13 protein-coding genes are annotated in these 16434 nt (G+C 35.5%); 3 read left to right on the top strand and 10 right to left on the bottom strand.

Features of this window, described 5'->3' with window-relative positions:
- Positions 1-185 precede the first annotated feature (185 nt).
- The 7 genes from CDH50_RS04655 to CDH50_RS04625 form a co-directional block, all read right to left on the bottom strand.
- On the bottom strand, positions 186-1169 hold the full coding sequence (locus CDH50_RS04655; RefSeq protein ID WP_100610754.1) for an SDR family oxidoreductase: 984 nt from the start codon (positions 1167-1169) through the stop codon (positions 186-188).
- Positions 1170-1316: 147 nt separating this feature from the next.
- The gene (locus CDH50_RS04650; RefSeq protein WP_100610753.1) at positions 1317-1700 is read right to left on the bottom strand and encodes a DUF3037 domain-containing protein; all 384 of its coding nucleotides are present in this window, start codon (positions 1698-1700) and stop codon (positions 1317-1319) included.
- The gene (locus CDH50_RS04645) at positions 1690-2469 is read right to left on the bottom strand and encodes a HipA family kinase (protein ID WP_100610752.1); all 780 of its coding nucleotides are present in this window, start codon (positions 2467-2469) and stop codon (positions 1690-1692) included. The genes CDH50_RS04650 and CDH50_RS04645 overlap by 11 nt, the downstream gene beginning before the upstream one ends.
- Positions 2470-2607: 138 nt before the next feature.
- Positions 2608-6375, bottom strand: coding sequence for a beta-galactosidase small subunit-related protein (locus CDH50_RS04640; protein ID WP_100610751.1), 3768 nt, complete (start codon positions 6373-6375; stop codon positions 2608-2610).
- A 209-nt stretch (positions 6376-6584) separates the two neighbouring features.
- Positions 6585-7838 (bottom strand): phosphorylase family protein, encoded by a 1254-nt coding sequence (locus tag CDH50_RS04635; protein ID WP_100610750.1) that lies wholly within the window; start codon positions 7836-7838, stop codon positions 6585-6587.
- Positions 7835-8284 (bottom strand): response regulator, encoded by a 450-nt coding sequence (locus CDH50_RS04630; RefSeq protein ID WP_100610749.1) that lies wholly within the window; start codon positions 8282-8284, stop codon positions 7835-7837. The genes CDH50_RS04635 and CDH50_RS04630 overlap by 4 nt, the downstream gene beginning before the upstream one ends.
- A complete protein-coding gene (locus CDH50_RS04625) occupies positions 8281-11769 on the bottom strand; it encodes a tetratricopeptide repeat protein (protein WP_100610748.1) in 3489 nt (1162 codons plus the stop codon). Before CDH50_RS04625 ends, CDH50_RS04630 begins: the two co-directional genes overlap by 4 nt.
- 454 nt (positions 11770-12223) lie before the next feature.
- On the opposite strand from CDH50_RS04625, the gene CDH50_RS04620 reads away from it, so the two are divergent.
- Genes CDH50_RS04620 through CDH50_RS04610 form a run of 3 tightly spaced genes read left to right on the top strand, consistent with a single transcriptional unit; the run spans position 12224 to position 13973 of the window.
- Positions 12224-13528 (top strand): DEAD/DEAH box helicase, encoded by a 1305-nt coding sequence (locus CDH50_RS04620; protein WP_100610747.1) that lies wholly within the window; start codon positions 12224-12226, stop codon positions 13526-13528.
- A 5-nt stretch (positions 13529-13533) separates the two neighbouring features.
- Entirely contained in the window at positions 13534-13749 is a 216-nt protein-coding gene (locus CDH50_RS04615; RefSeq protein WP_100610746.1) for a DUF6500 family protein, read from the top strand.
- Positions 13746-13973: a VF530 family protein gene (locus tag CDH50_RS04610; RefSeq protein ID WP_100610745.1), complete on the top strand. Its 228-nt coding sequence runs from the start codon at positions 13746-13748 to the stop codon at positions 13971-13973. The genes CDH50_RS04615 and CDH50_RS04610 overlap by 4 nt, the downstream gene beginning before the upstream one ends.
- On the opposite strand, the gene CDH50_RS04605 is transcribed toward CDH50_RS04610, so the two are convergent.
- From CDH50_RS04605 to CDH50_RS04600, 3 genes are all read right to left on the bottom strand, one after another.
- Positions 13970-14983: a DUF3500 domain-containing protein gene (locus CDH50_RS04605; protein WP_100610744.1), complete on the bottom strand. Its 1014-nt coding sequence runs from the start codon at positions 14981-14983 to the stop codon at positions 13970-13972. The genes CDH50_RS04610 and CDH50_RS04605 overlap by 4 nt on opposite strands.
- Before the next feature lie 166 nt (positions 14984-15149).
- Positions 15150-15293, bottom strand: a complete 144-nt coding sequence (locus CDH50_RS15165; protein WP_198513432.1) for a hypothetical protein — start codon at positions 15291-15293, stop codon at positions 15150-15152.
- A gap of 178 nt (positions 15294-15471) precedes the next feature.
- Positions 15472-16431: a HaeIII family restriction endonuclease gene (locus tag CDH50_RS04600; protein ID WP_100610743.1), complete on the bottom strand. Its 960-nt coding sequence runs from the start codon at positions 16429-16431 to the stop codon at positions 15472-15474.
- Between the last annotated feature and the right edge of the window lie 3 nt (positions 16432-16434).

The raw sequence follows: 16434 nt of genomic DNA, 5'->3' as shown, positions 1-16434 counted from the left end.
CGAGGAACGAGGTATTTTGTATCGTGAACCTCAGTTAAATAAGCTTCTCGATACAATTTTCTCATGCTTCGAAAATCACTCGAAGTGACATTTAAGGTCATTGAATATGCTTATAGTTAGCCTGTCAGTTCGAGTGAAATGCCGAGGAACGGGGTATTTTGTATCGAGAACAAATCAATTAATAGTTATAACCACTTACAATCTCCTAAAATCCGCTCCGTTAAATCATTAAAATCTTTATCAAATTTTTGACGGGAGACATCGGCTTCATACCACGCAACAATCTCTTTAACGCCGTCGCTAAAAGGGATTTTCGGATTAAAATCTGGCACGATACTTCTAATTTTAGCATTGTCAAATAGCATGCTATGGGTTTTGTCACCTAATAAACCATCACCAATCTCTTTATTGTATGTAGCTATTATTTTTGATGGCACATGAACTAATTTAGGTTCCACACCCAGTTCTTTGGCAAACAAAGTATAAATTTGGTTCCAAGTAAGCTTTTCATCATTTGTAATGTGGTACGCTTCATTGATGGCTTTTGGGTTTCCTAAAAGGCCCACAAATCCAACCGCAAAATCCTTATGGTGCGTCAACGTCCAAATAGACGTACCATCGCCATGAACAATCACGGGCAAGCCTTGTTTCATTCTATGTAAAGTGGTGTAACCACCTGTAATGGGGATGCTGGTTTTATCGTAGGTGTGTGATGGACGAACAATGGTATAAGGAAATCCTGTTTTTTTGTAGGCGTCCCGCAACAGGTTTTCGCAAGTAATTTTATTTCTGGAATATTCCCAAAACGGATTGTCTAAAATCGTGTCTTCGGTTACGGGAAGTTTTTCTGGAGGTGTTTGGTAAATAGACGCCGAACTGATAAAAACAAATTGTTTTGTTTTGCCAGAAAATAGCTCAATATCATTTTGTAAGTGTTCTGGCTCAAAAGCAATCCAATCTACTACGGCATCAAAATGGTGGTTTTCAATGGCTTTTTTGGTTTCTTCAATATTTCTAATGTCCGCAATAATTGTTTTTACACCTTCAATCGGTCTTATTTCAGAAGTTTTACCTCTGTTTAAGTGATATAAATCAATACCTCTGGAAATGGCTAATTCAGAACATGCCGAACTGATGTTGCCGGTACCACCAATAAATAATACTTTCATCTGTTTATATTATTTTAAATTTCTGTCAGATGCAACACCCAGAATAATCATCCTCGCGTATGAATGTTATTCTCATAGGTGTTTCATTTTTTTATTTTAGTTAGATGCTAAAAATAGTAAATTAAATAGTTGTGCATGAATCAAACTTTACAAAACATGCCTATTAAATATATCCTCTAAGGCTTTTTGTGGGTCGCTATCCAAACCAGAATAGGTTTTAGAACTTTGAATGATGGTACTTCTACAAGCTGTGAGCCATCCAAACCGTTCTGATAATTCTAAAGCACCTATTTTTCCGCCAGAAGCATCGCCTTGGCAAATGAGCTTCCATGCATTCAAATAGTCATTTAAGACGTCCAATTCTATTTCAGAGGAAAACGCTTTTAGTTTAGCTTCGCTGATGTGGTACTTGAGGTCTAAAAACTTTTTGCGTTTGCAAAACAGGATGACACCCACATTAAAGAACTCCTCGCGCTCCACTTTAGGGACCAATCTAATAATGGCATATTTAAATGTGAATTTATCTAGCATCGGCGGCTTCTTTAACTAGTAAATCGATGTTGGAAAGTTTGGTCATCATATATTCCATATAGGCGGCTCTCATGTCGTTTGGACTCGTAATTTCAGATTCGTTTTGCAACCAATCTTCTGGAATGGACGACACAATATCCCTAATAATATCCTCTGTCAGCAAGCGTTTAATCTCTTTTGCTGCCTCGGGTAGCTGGTCCGCTTTTTTTAAAAGCACATGGTCTTTAATAAGCGGAAAGGTTCTAGTAAGGTGGTCTCTCCATTGTGGCCAATTATGATGAAAATAAAAACTAGCCCCATTGTCTATCACCCATAATTCCTTGTTCCAATACAATAAATTGGTATTTTTATCGGTACGGTCAATGTTGCTGATAAGGCTATCCAACAGCACTATTTTTGATGCTGTCAAACCATCAACCGTGGTCACTAAAGGATCGAAGGTGATGGCGCTCGATAAAAAATGCAAGCCCAGATTCAAGCCGACACTAAATTTAAGCAAGTCTTGTATTTCTTCATCGGGTTGGGTTTTGCTAAAGGATTCATCCAGATTCATAAATACCAATTCAGGCACTTTTAAGCCTATGGCTCTTGCCAGTTCGCCACCCATAAATTCTGCAATCAATGCCATTTTACCTTGCCCGGCACCTCTAAATTTTAGCACATACAAAAACCCATCATCTGCTTTCACAATAGCAGGCAACGAGCCACCTTCTCGTAAAGGTTGCAAATATTGAATAACATCTACTGTTCTAATGTCTAGTTTTTGCATCATTACAAAAGTGATAAAAATATCGTTTGCGAACTATGGATTGGTTATTTATTTATGGGAGCAGGCAAACAAGCAACCAACTTTGTGCTAGCTAAAACTAGCAATTTTTTATACTGTTGTTACCGGTTATTTATCAGCCTACTCATTGATTTTAAATGGTTTTATAGAACTTGTGAACTTTATGGCTTGAGGAATGGTTTGATAGTTATTGAGCACCCCAATGGCCGTGCCTCCTACACCGGTGGTCTGGTAGTCAAAATTGAATGTGACACCATCCGATTTAATCAATTGATAATTATATTTTGCCTTTGACAAATTTTCGGTACTGTAATTATAGGCATTAAAATTGAATGGTTTATCTGCCGAAAACTCAATTCCGATGCCTTCAGCATTTGTCAGTCGCACATAGTGGTTGTCAGTGCGCAAGCCAGTATCCTGAGGAATCAAGTACGGTACAAACATCGCATCAACCGTTGACTGATAAAGCCCAATACGATACCCAGTTTTGCGATCGGGATAATTCTCCTGCGGCCCACGTCCAAACCATTCTACATGTTGCATTTGGTTATTGAATACCCATGTTGTTCCGATGCGCGGCAACATCATGGGCATTCTTCCATGCGGATTAATCGTGTGCTGTAAACTAATGTCGCCGTCGGGCGAAATGGTGTAAATCATCTCATTGTCGAAGCCTGCCCTGCCTGAATTTCCAAAAAGAGCAATGTCGCGAACACTTACAATGACATTGCCATCTTTATTTTCAACCCGAAATGATTCCAATTTTGAATTCATATTATCTAGACCGATAGCATACCATGAAGCAGCAACCATCGTTCCGTAGCCCTGCGTTCTGGCTGAACCAGCGGTCCAGTCGTCCAATTCGTTTGCCACAGGCGCACGCCAAACATTGAGTTGCGCTCCCTGTTTCAACAATTCTGTACCCATGTATTTCATGGAGTACAATTGTCCATCGGCTTTATTAAAGGTATAATCAAAATTTACTCCGGATACCATCAAATGTTGCTCATTATCAATCACTTTCAACGAAATGGTCTCGTGCTGTGCCAATTTTTCCTCGGCAGGAATAATCCATGGCATCTCCAATTGATCCCAATACAGCTCAAAACCTTTCGGCGCCCATTGTGTAGCTTCTTTTGAATGAAAACTAACGGTTACCAAATAGGTGGCGCTGGCTTTTAGCTGAAGCTTTGGGATAGGAAGCACATAGGTTTTTTTTGATTCTGGTTCCACATCCACCTCCAATGTTCCGGAAGCTATTGATATGCCGTTTTCCTCCAGATTCCAACGTGCTTCAAAAGCATTCGTATTGGTAAAAAAGTGTCGGTTGTGCACTTCAATTTCCATTTTTTCGGCATGGCTCCATGTTACGGAAATGGGTTGAGCCGACTTTTTTATTTGCCACATTTCAGGCTGCGGAACCCGATCGGGAAAAATACTTCCATAGGTACGCGCGCCAATGCCATAGCTGAAAAATTCGCCTTCGTTTTGCTCTTGTTCAAAATCGAGCCACAAAGCTGCCCGATTTTTCAAGTCTAGTTTTGATGCATATAAATCATTGATTTCTATGGCTTCTGGGAAAATACCCACCTGATCGATAATGGCATCGCACAAATAATTGGTGGTATGCTGACCATGTGTCTCGGCATTCTTGCCCACATTAAGAGGAAAAGGAAAATTGGTAATGTTCCCAGTGACAGGTTCTTCAGCCACCTTTTTATTGTCTATATATAGTGAGATGGTTTTCCCATCATAAATACCTGCCACATGATGCCATTTTTGTGTCCAATCGCTTGGTAATGCAGCACTGACGACTGTTTTTCTCGAATTGTAAATTCTCGCAGTGTTGATGTAGAACTCGATCGACTTGTCACCGTTTTGCTGTAACCCAAATTGATAATTTCCTTTGGTGAGCAGTGTGCCGCCCATTTTCATTAAATCGCGTGGAAAAACCCAAAGCGAAACCGTTAATTTATCTCCTGAGATTTCAATATTTTTATCCTGATAAACTTCCACCCATTGGTCGTGACCATTCAAATCAATGCCTTTTCCATCGTGTCCGGCAACTAGTTTGGCGCGTCCCATGATGTGGGTTTGGATTTTGTTTGGTGAAGCATCCGTTAATTTGCGAACCGGCTCAAGCAAACCTGGACTCACGAAATCCCAAATGGCTCCGCCCATGATGCGTGGATACTGGTAAATCACATCCCAATACTCATCCAGTCCGCCACCAGCATTTCCGGCCACCGACAGGTATTCGTCCATAAACGATGGTCGCGAATCAACACTTTCAGGAACCATCCCCACCTGATTTTTGAGTTCAAAAGGTGTTGGGTAACGTGGCCCAATAATCTCTTCGCAGTCATGCGCAAAAGCATTTCCGCCATACATCCAATATCTTGTAGTATCGTATTTCCGTCCTTCATCAATCACGTTACAAATATTTTTCCCTTCGCCACTTTCGTTGCCGGCGCTCCAGAAAAGAATGGATGGATGATTGCGATCGTGCAACACCATTTTGCGAACCCGCTCGCGGTACATGGGTTCCCAGTCCAGATTATCGCTAAGGTATTCAGTGGCATGTGCTTCAACGCCTGCTTCGTCAATAATATAGAATCCATATTCGTCTGCCAGTTCCAGATAATGTTTTACAGGTGGATAGTGTGATATGCGTACACAATTGATGTTGAATTGTTTAAACAGTTCAAAATCTTTTCTGATGGTGGCTTCGTCCATAGTATGCCCCAAAGTAGGGTGTTGCATGTGTGTATTGATGCCGTTCAATTTTATGGCCTTGCCATTGAGGTAGAAAACCTGATTGCGGATTTCAGTCTCTTTAAAACCAATACGACCCGTAATGACTTCTTCGGTTCTTCCTTCGGCATTAATTAATTCCATGGTTAGCCGATAAAGATTGGGCGTTTCTGCGGTCCACTTTTTAGGATTTAATACGTCTGATGACATAGTAATAATGTGCTTATTATCAGCAGTTATTTGAACAGCATCAGAAGTAAAATTCTGAACCAATGCATTGTTTGCATCAAACAGCGACGTGCGAACTTTGTAATTCTGTTTATTGGTTTTAGATTGGTTATTTACCGTAATCTGCAAATTCAGTTTTGCGTTCTTATAGTTTTCGTCCAAGTCGGTAGTGGCATACCAGTCGAAGAGATGCACATCCTCTTTTGCATACAACCAAACATCATCGAAAATACCAGCCAGTCGCCAATAGTCCTGACTTTCGAGATACACACCATCTGAATATTTAATGACGTTCACGGCAATGGTATTTTTCCCTGGTTTTAGGAAACTGGTAATATCATACTCAGCGGGTTCTTGTGCACCTTCGTTGTAGCCCACTTCCTGTCCGTTGATCCAGACAAAGGATGCCGAAGCGGTTTTTTCCATGCGCAAAAAAATGCGTTTGCTTTTCCAATTTGCGGGTAGGGTAAATGTTTTGCGATACGAGCCAGTCGGGTTGTATTCGCGGGGAACAAAAGGCGGATTGGATTTAAATGGGTGTGCCACATTTCGGAACAAAGGATCGCCAAAACCCTGCATTTCCCAGTTGGAGGGAACGGTGATGTCAGACCATTTCTGATCATTAAAATTTGATGTAAAAAAGTTGTTGGGTGTACCTTCTGGCGTATTGGCAAAATGGAATTTCCAGGTTCCATTCAAAGAAAGCACGTTATCTGACTTCGATTTCTGAAGATTTAATGCGTCGCCAACCGATTTAAAAGGAATACAAACCGTGTGACCTTCCGTCTGGTTCATTTCAAATACTGCTGTATTTTCGATGAAAGGATAAATGTTCTCAAATTTAGGTTGCTGTGCTGACATTGTAAAACTTGCCAGAGTGATAATTAAACCAACTATTTTTTTCATGCTTGATTGCGTTTTTATCTTGATGGAAGACTATTTTCAAAAATAGACAAAAAGCTATTGCTTTATCTGTTTTGATTCAGAAATCTGCACAATCGTTTGCACTAAGGTTTGCGCTCGTAAAACATGATTAGGAACATGCTTTTGCAGCAGAAATTCAGGAGAATTTGTTAGGTGCGAAGTTACAAACTTCGCACAGCAGGGGTGATAGTTTATAATTCTGTCATAATAAATTGATAAATAAAATTTGCACTGGTGTATGCTGCATACTTTTGGAATTTGTCATTTTTTGTGCCATCACCATAGTCAGAAACTGATTTTATAGAAATTGCTTTTGTTTTTGGCTCTGGACTATGTTCAGCAGCATAATAAACTCCAAAAGTTTCCATCTCTATACCTAGTAGTTTTCTTTGATGTTCTTTAATATCTTTCAGTGTTAATTCGCTTGAAATAACATAAGACCCACTTCCAATTGGTCCTAAATGAAGTTGCAATTTAGTTGAAGGAGAATCACCTTGCCATTCATTTTGTATTTTGTCTAGAATCATACCTCTAGAAAGTTTGAAATTTGAAATTTTAGCTTTCAAGTCAGCACTTAATTGAATGTCTCTAGTGTCAGGTAGAAACTTAATATCCGAGAGCTCAGATTCGTTTTTTTTATCCATTTCAATAATTTTACCACTTCCATAATCCCATGATTGCTCTGCAACAAGTATGTCTCCATATCCTAATCCTCTATCTTTTATACCTGCCGCAATGCCACTCATAATTAAATATTTTGGTTTGAAATATAAAATCATTTTTGTTGATAAATGACTTGCAGCAGTCATCCCCATTTGGTCAGCAGTTGCAGCAATGATTGTTTTAATTGTGCCTCCTTCTACAAATGTAGATTTGTAGTACTTTATAAAATCATTTTCAACCTCTACCGGCTCCCATTTACCATTATTTAATCTGAGTATTGCCTCAAATTCTGGATGCGGAAGTGCTGTTATTATTGCTACATCATAACTGTGTTTTTTTACCGAAGATTGAATAAATCTCTGTCTAGTTTTTACAAGATGAAATATTATTGTCTTCAATTGATCATGCCAAGCAGTTGAGTCCGCTCTGTAATCTATTAAATTCCATAGTTTTTTACTAAACTGTTCATGATATTCTGCAACCATATCACTAAATCCTGAAAGACCTACAATATGAATTGGAGGTTTAATCATAGGACTAGAATGAATATCTTCTAAAAATTGGACACCATTTTTTGCACTTGCTTCAAGTCCAGTTTCAATTGGAAGAACTAAATCCAAAATAAGTAAGTCATAATAATGTTCATATAAGAGTTTTTTTGCTTCCTTTATACATGAAACAATTTGCAAATCATTTTCTTTAATATTGCTGTTGTCTAAAATAATTTGCTTGATATTACTTTGCTTGTGTTCGTTGTCTTCAACAACTAATATTTGAATCATTTCTTGATTTTATTTATAAGGTTTTCTAATTGATTTTTCCATTCAGTGCTAACAGCTGAGAAGTATACATATCCAATATAATTCTCTGAAAATTCAGTTTTCAGAATATTATCAAGATCAATCATTTTTGTTCCGTCTTCAAAGCTGCCATGCATAGTAACAACAATTGCTTTGGTTGGTATCTCTCTTAAATACATTTCTTTTAAAATCAACTTGCCAGCTAGTGGTAAAAAATCTCCACCACTTTCTTCTGCCGATATGTCGTAATTAGGCATACTTATATCTAACAATACCAAATCATACGAGTCACTATTTTCTTTTAACTCTTTTAGCCCACTATTATAAGAGTTTTTTGTAGTAATTATAGTGGAAGGATATTTTTCGTTTAAAAAGCCTAACACTTGACCTTGTTTATATGGGTGGTCTTCTATAAATAAGATTCTCATGATAATAATTCGTTAAGATTAATAATTAATAGAACTGAGAACACATCTTCACTTTCATTAAGTGAAGTAACAAGGTAATTATCTTCATTAAGCAAATCATATTTAAGTATTTTAAAGGCTTTATGATATCCGGATTTACCTTCACTTATTAATTTGGTTATATCAATTTTCTTATTGACCCAAATATTCTTTAAAGCGTCTAAACTAGATTTATTCGTTATCTCGTTTTCAATATTTATTTCAAGAACATCATCAATTCTATTTGTAGATATTTTTGCATTGATTTTTATCGCCTTTTCATCAGCATGTTTTAAAATGTTCTCCGTGAAAATCCAAAGCATATCTGCAAAGTGCTTGAGGTAGATTCCCTTTATAGTACAATTACATTCAATTGATTTTGTTAAAATTATCCGATGGTTTTTGTCAGCATAGCCCATTACAATATCTATGACACTTTCAAGTTGGAAGTCAGAAGCGGACGTACCGCTTCTTTTAAACCAACTACTTATTCTCGTTATTACTGTTTGTGTTTCAGTAGAACATGTTTTTATTGCAGAAATAATTGGTTGGCTTTGTTCAGAACCAATTTTATGTATTAAATCACTTTCCAATTTATCAAATAACTCATTGAATTGTTGTAGTACACTTGTTTGAATTTTACTGCGAATCTGAGTTAGGTTATCGTCAGTTCTGTCCCATAATATTTCAAAAACCTGTTGGACAAAATGAGAATAATCAATAGACTTTAAAGATTTAATTGAATGCCAAAATAGTATATCCTCATCAAAATCATAATTGAACCAACCTTCCTTGTTTTTTTCTGAATCATAGACCTGAAGGTGTGTTTTTATTAAGTCAAAGATTAACCCATCAATGCTATAAGAAAAATCTTTTAGTAAATCTTGAATTATCGCTTGCGTATATGCACTTTCATTTTTATAAATGTTATCCCAATAATAATTTCTTCTATAAATGGAAGAATCCCCTTCTTTTTGGGTAATTAATTTAAATTTTTCAAATACGGGTCTAATTTCACCTAAGAGAACTCCATGTCTAATTCTTGTACTCAAATAAGCCACAATACCATCTTTACTAAATAGAAATTTCTCTTTAATTGCTTCAAACATTTCTATGTATATATCATAAACAGGATTGTTAGAATATTCAATTTTTTCAGACTCAACACTTTCTTCACTATAGTTTAATTGAGTCAACTTGCCGTTTTTCATAAACAGTAATGACTTGTTTTTTTCTGTAAGACCAGCTATAACTTGAAATCTATTAAAATAAGCCTCATATTCTTTCAATTCATTATTTAATATTCCCTGTTCATTCACATATATTTTCCCATCATCTAAATCTATAAGCCCTTTTTGAATTACGAGAATATTAGATATATATTTTATTTCTGAATCATAAAGTTCCTTGTCAGTTGAATCCTTTTCCTTTAAAAACTGAATTATAGATAATCTTTCCTCTAATCTCTCACGAGAGCCGTTAATATTTGTTGAGTGCCTTAAAATATCTAATCCACAAGTATGCTTCAAATAAAACACCATTTTTGTAAAATCAAAACTTTCGAAGCAAGGAATAAATTCACTTGGCTTGCATATTTTATTAGTTAAATTGAATTTTTCAAAGGTTGTATGAAGTTCATTTTCATCAGCATTTGCAATTGTGTAAAATATAGGAAGTTCAATTTTAGGTTGAACAACTCTAAATCTGTTTTCCTTTATTCTTTTTAAAAGAGATTCTACTTCAATTTTTGTTACCAGAAAAGTATTGGCTAAATAACTATTAACATATAATTCAATACAGTCGTCATATCTTTTTAATTCCTCATAGCAATAATATAGATTTTTTATTGCAGTTTCTAAAAAAGGAATTGTATCATTATAATTCTTGATTATAAACTCCCAAACCTTTGAGGCTTCGTCATATCTTTTATTTGCTTGAAGTCCCTTTGCTAATTCAGTTTTATATTTTGCGGTAGGTAAAAGATTTTCGAATTTGGAGATGCTGTTTACATCAAGGAGTTTACTAAGTAAAAATTCAATTGAGATAGAATTTGGAAATTTATTTTTTAAGAATTTCAAGTAATTTATTTTCGATTCTTGTTCATTTAATACTTCATAAATTATAGGATTAGAAGCATTGTAACTTAGTTTTGCGAATAAGCGTCTTTCATCTTTTCCTTTTGTTCTATGATTAACAAAATCTATTATGCCATAGCTAATTACAACGTTTGTTAGGTTGTTTGCTATTCTTAATAAATTTAATGCTGAGTCATTTGGATTTCCTGTGGCGGAGATTATTTTGTGAATTTCACCTAAAATCTGATTTTGAATGCTTTTTGAATTACCAATTGGAGCAAAATTCTTTTTTTGATATATTAGTGATTTAACATAAAGGATGTAAAGATCGAATTGACCAGGCTTTGTAATTAAATATTCTTTTAATTCATTTTCCACTTCTTGGTATAGTCCTGTGGTGTATTTGTCTATGATTAGTATTTCATATTTGCTTTCAGTTTCATTAAATGCTGGAAATAATTTATCACTTGCGAATAATTTTAGTTTACTTAAAATGGGATCATTTAGTTTTTTTAGCAAATAATTAATTCTATTTAAAATGTATTCACGTATTGATTTACCTTCTTCGAAGCTATCAAGTTTTGAATTGACAGTTGTTAAAAGTACCGATAAGACTTTTCGTAAATTTAGATACCTATCGATAATAGAATGTTCAAAATCATATGATATTATTTCACTGAAATTTGTAAAATTTAAGTGATTAAGGAAGGAGAGTTTAAAAAGATAATAGTTTGAATGTTCTTTTCTTTTAGTTCCAGTCATCTTACTTAACGCAAATTCTAAGTCAGAATGAAATCTATTAACAGATAAAGTTCTTTCTGCCCTAATACTCAAGTAATTTGCTATAGATTTTGTGTAATTCTCTGACTTGTTTATTAAATTAAAATGATTGAGGAAATCTTTGTTTTCGGAACTTTTGTTTTCTAGTTCCTTTAATAAAAACCTATTTTCTAACGTCCACAATGAAAAACATATTTCGCTTTCTATTTTTTCTAAAAATTTCTCAGCATCTTTGTAATTGCCAGTCAGTAGGTTTCTTTCAAAGTCCTCTTTGTACAGAATAAATAGATTAATTTGGTATGAATATTTTCTTATTGAAATTAAAGTCCAATTAATTTCATTTATAAAATGTTTAGCAGTGCTTGAAAACTCGCAAACACCCAATTCTTCATAATTTTTTGGCAAAGGATTGCCAAAAAGCAAATCCTTATATTTTGAGTAAACATTTTTATCAATGAAATCTGCCGCTTGACATAAATCAGGATAGTTCAGTAAGTTTTTTATTCTGAAGTATGAACTACGCCTTTCTTTAATCTTTCCATTTAGAAATGAAAACTGTGTTCTAGCATACCTTTTTCCGAAATCTATATCTTCTTTTGGGGTGTTCTTCATTTACTATTTATTGAAAAAGTTTTTAATCTATTTACAGTTGGCATAAAATGGTCTTTTGGTTTTGCGAAGTGTGCATTTTTTGTGAAAACAAACCAATATTAGCCTTTTCTTACAAATAAACCAAGTAATTCATTATTTTTTGCAATCACCCTTAAAATCGCCCTTGGTATTGGGTTAAAAAGCTGGTAAACGTTTACTGATATTTTCATGCTTTTTTACGCATCATGTAGTGAGTAAGTCCATAGTAAGTCCATAATAAGTCCATAGCAAGTCCATAACAACTATGGACTTGTTATATATTTACTATGGATTTTATATGTATTTGATAAGAACAAAGCGCGGTGATGCTTCACAAAACCAACAAACCATCAATTATCCTAAAATTAGCCGTATATTTGCACGAAATTAAAGGAGTAACCTAAATGAAATAGTGTTTGCTTCATAAAAACAAACTATGTCATTTACCAATTTAGGCTTATCTCAAGCCTTGCTAAAAGCTATTAGCAAAAAGGGATATTCAACTCCAAGTCCTATTCAACAAAAAGCCATTCCGCATATATTACAAGGCAAAGATATCTTGGCATCTGCCCAAACAGGTACCGGAAAAACAGCGGGGTTTACCTTGCCGCTTTTGCATTTGTTATCTGAAAACCCGAAAGAGAAATTCAGTCCCATTCGTGCCTTGATACTCACGCCCACCCGCGAGTTGGCAGCCCAAGTATATGCCAACGTAAAGGAGTACAGCGAGTTTGTAAACATACGCAGTGCCGTTATTTTTGGCGGCGTAAACCAAAAACCTCAAATAGCCACCATGCGCCAAGGGATTGATGTGTTGGTAGCCACTCCAGGGCGTTTGTTGGATTTAATCAATCAGAATCACATTTCCTTAAAACGTGTGGAGATTTTGGTATTGGATGAAGCCGACCGCATGCTCGATATGGGTTTTTTACGGGATATAGAACGCATTATAAAAATGATGCCTGAAAAACGCCAAAACTTAATGTTTTCGGCAACGTTCTCGGCAGATATTAAGAAATTAGCACATGGTATTTTAAATAATCCCGTGCAGGTGGAGGCGACTCCAGAAAATACGACGGTAGATGCCATTAGCCAAAAAGTATATAGGGTTTCCAAAAACTTAAAATCGGATTTGATTATTAAATTAATCTCTGAAGGGAATTGGAAACAGGTTTTGGTTTTCGGACGTACCAAACATGGTGCCAACAAATTGGCTGAAAAATTAGCAAAAGCGGGCATTACAACGGCTGCCATACATGGTAATAAAAGTCAGGGTGCACGAACCAAAGCTTTGGAAGGATTTAAAAAAGGAAGCGTGCGTGTGTTGGTTGCGACCGATATTGCGGCACGTGGTTTGGATATTCCGTTGTTGCCACATGTTATTAATTTTGAAATACCGAACATTCCAGAAGATTACGTCCATAGAATTGGTAGAACGGGCAGGGCAGGTGCTGTGGGAGAAGCCATATCGTTGGTGAGTCCAGATGAAACCACGTTTTTACGAGATATTGAAAAACTGGTCGGCATGAAAATCCCCTCTGAACTGATAGCTGGTTTTGAACCCGACCCGAATGCGTCCACCGAACCTGAGAAAAGAGAGCAACGCCAAGGAGGAAACCGTTCTAGAAATAATAATGCAAGTCCGAAACCTGCAAACACTCAAAAAACCAATAATTCCAGGCGGCCAAAACGTAGTAACGAACGTAACAATGAACGTTCCAGAAACGATAGAAGAAATTAAGTATTATGTCACCCATTTTAAAAGCTAAGATTTTAGAAGTTTGTGATAAGAAAATAAAGGAAAAAGGGGAAGCCGTTGGTGTCTCCTTTTATGCTTTTTTTGAAAATAAAAATACGCAACCCGAGTTATTAATGGAAGTGGCCACGTGGTGGATTCAAGAACATACCTTAGACCATTTTGAAAAGGCTCCAAAAATTAAAAAAATGGTTGAATTGTTATGAGTATACAACCCAACAATCCGCTACATGGTATCACCTTAGAACAAATCATCAACGATTTGGTGGCACATTATGGTTGGGAATATATGGGCTATAATATAAAAATAAAATGCTTTACGGATAATCCTTCAGTAAAATCCAGTTTAACGTTTTTACGCAAAACACCTTGGGCGAGAACCAAAGTGGAAGTGATGTATTTGCAGATGCTTAAGAAACGCAAGTCTTAATGTTTGTGGTGGTCTGCATTTTTGTAATGTTCCTTAATTAAATCCTTTCCAAAGTCACCGTCGAAATCCCGCCATACTGAATGGATGTGGTTGGCATTGTCTTGCGTATTGTCAAATTCAATTAAAAACGATTTTCCTTGAATTCTATAGTAGTGTCCTTTGCCTAATTCTGTAGCTCCTGCCCACCCAAATCGTAGCATATCCAAATCTTCTTTCTGAATACGTTCTAGTCTTTTGTTGGCTTGTTCCAAAGGTAAAGTAGCGAGATATTCATTAATAAGTTTTAAGAAAATGTTTTGTTGGTCATCATTCAAATCTCCAAAAGAGATACCAACTGGACTTAAAGGCTTCACTTCTGGTGCATTTCCCGTAGCAATGTCATAAGGAGATCTGTCTTGAAATATGGCCACTTTTTTTTCTTCATCCGTTAAGGAATGAATCAGTTGAAAACCTAAATCTTCTTCTTTGTCAAGCGTTCGTTCTCCTTGTCGTTTTCCAGACAAAATAGTGGCTGGATTGGCTCCTAAAAATCTTGGACTGGCAGAAATCGTTCCATTAAGAACGGTAAAGTTTAATGATATGTGATGCCCTTCAAACGACCAAGCCCATAAGCTATCGGTTTCAGGATTGCCATAAAAAGCAATGGCGTATTTTTCGGGATGTCTCATAATGCTATCTCCAGTAGCTTCCAGCAAAATGTTTTCTAAATCTATGATTTTTTGGGTTTTAATATAGCCGGTTTCCGAAAGAAAAGATTGTAATAGGTTGTTGAATAACTGTTTTTGAGTGGTGTTTAATTCCATTAATTGAATACCCGCTCTTGGTGTCATGGAAGCAGGGAAATAATGCCAAAATGTTTTTGAAGTATCGTCAAATAAAAATTGCACTTTTGCTCGCTGCTCTTGGTTTAGGGAGTTTAAAAATTCGACTGCCGGTGTTTTTATAAATGGCTGAAAAGCCAATAAGATGAACACCAAAAGAGATGACAATAAAAGTGCAATTTTTTTCATTTTGACCGGTATAAATAAAGTAATGCATTGAAAATTAGTAACTAACCATGTTTAACGAATGTAGTTAAATTTTCCAATAAAACTAAAGCTGTAACGTTACTTTAACGTTGTTACTGTTACTTATACTTTAACCGTTTTGTAATGCTAAAACAAATAATTTAAGCAACTATTTTTTGTTCTGTTGCTTTTTGATGGTTTTCTCATCAATATCAAACTTATTTGTGTTCTGATTTGTATTCCCATTCGGATTTGTGGGATAAGTCTGTTCTTTTGTTGTTTTAAATTTCTTTTTATCTTCTATAATTCCCATGATTTCTGTTTTTAAGGTTATTCTCTAAGTTAAGGAATTAATAGCGGAATGGTCTTAAAATGGTCTTAAAATTCTCCTAAAAGTATCTTAAAGCATGGAAATAGAAGATGTTATTATGAGTTTCTGCTTAGTAAGTTTCGCTGCGTTTGACATTCAGCCTATGGTTATTGCGTTCGTTTTATCCAATTAAAATGTGATTGGTAAATAAAGTATGAGGGGCACTTACAAGATTGATGTCGAATTTCAATGATGGTTCAACCCTAGAACTCGCATTATGAATTCTGAAAGATATTTGCCAACCTTCATTTAATGAAACCAATAGGGTTGTAGATGAATTGTTTTGATAAACGATTTCAATTAATCTTGATGGTAATTTTAGTTTCGGTATTTTTGCTTTAGGCTTAATATTTTCAAAAGGTAAATTCAAACTTCCATTTAAATTATAAGCTTGAATTTCTACTTTTTTGTTGCCTTTTATTACCTTATAAAAATCTTGATTTCCAATTAAATATTGTACAAGGTTTTCGGCAACGATGTTAGGGTTTTCTTTGTCAAGGCTCAACAATTCTTTACGGAAAGCGTTTAAAATTGGGATGTAAACTACTTCGTGCATATTCTCTATTGAAGTCCATTTAGTGGATTTGTCATTTGCTTTGAGATTTGCTAACATATCAAATATAGGCTTAATTTCAGCAAAATAATTTTGTGAGCAGGGAACTCCTAACCACTTTTCGCCGAAATCAATATTAAAGGATAACCGAGAATGTTTAACAGCTCTATGATTATTCTTAGCAGAAATACCAATTTCCCATTTTTGAAGTGAACGAATGATTAAAACATCACGGACATCTCCTGACTGACCTGCTTGGTCACTAACAATTTCAAGAACCAAAATATCACTTTGGTTGATGCCATTAGACAATTTTGGCTCAATATCAATCAAAAAATTAATGGCTGCGCTTGCTGTAATTCTAAAGGTGTCTTGTTCATCCTCTACAAAACTGTCAAAACACCCTTTTGCATTTTGATAAGGTTCATTTATGGTAATTGAAACGCTCGTAACAATTTTTAAACGCTCATAAAATTCTAAAAGCAAAGCATATTCAAATGCTTTTCCGTTTATTGTTTGAGTTGCCATGCT

This window comes from Confluentibacter lentus (assembly GCF_002806995.1).
Lineage (GTDB): Bacteria > Bacteroidota > Bacteroidia > Flavobacteriales > Flavobacteriaceae > Confluentibacter > Confluentibacter lentus.
Note: the sequence above shows the minus strand (reverse complement) of the source record. Positions and strands in the feature narration are given on the sequence as shown.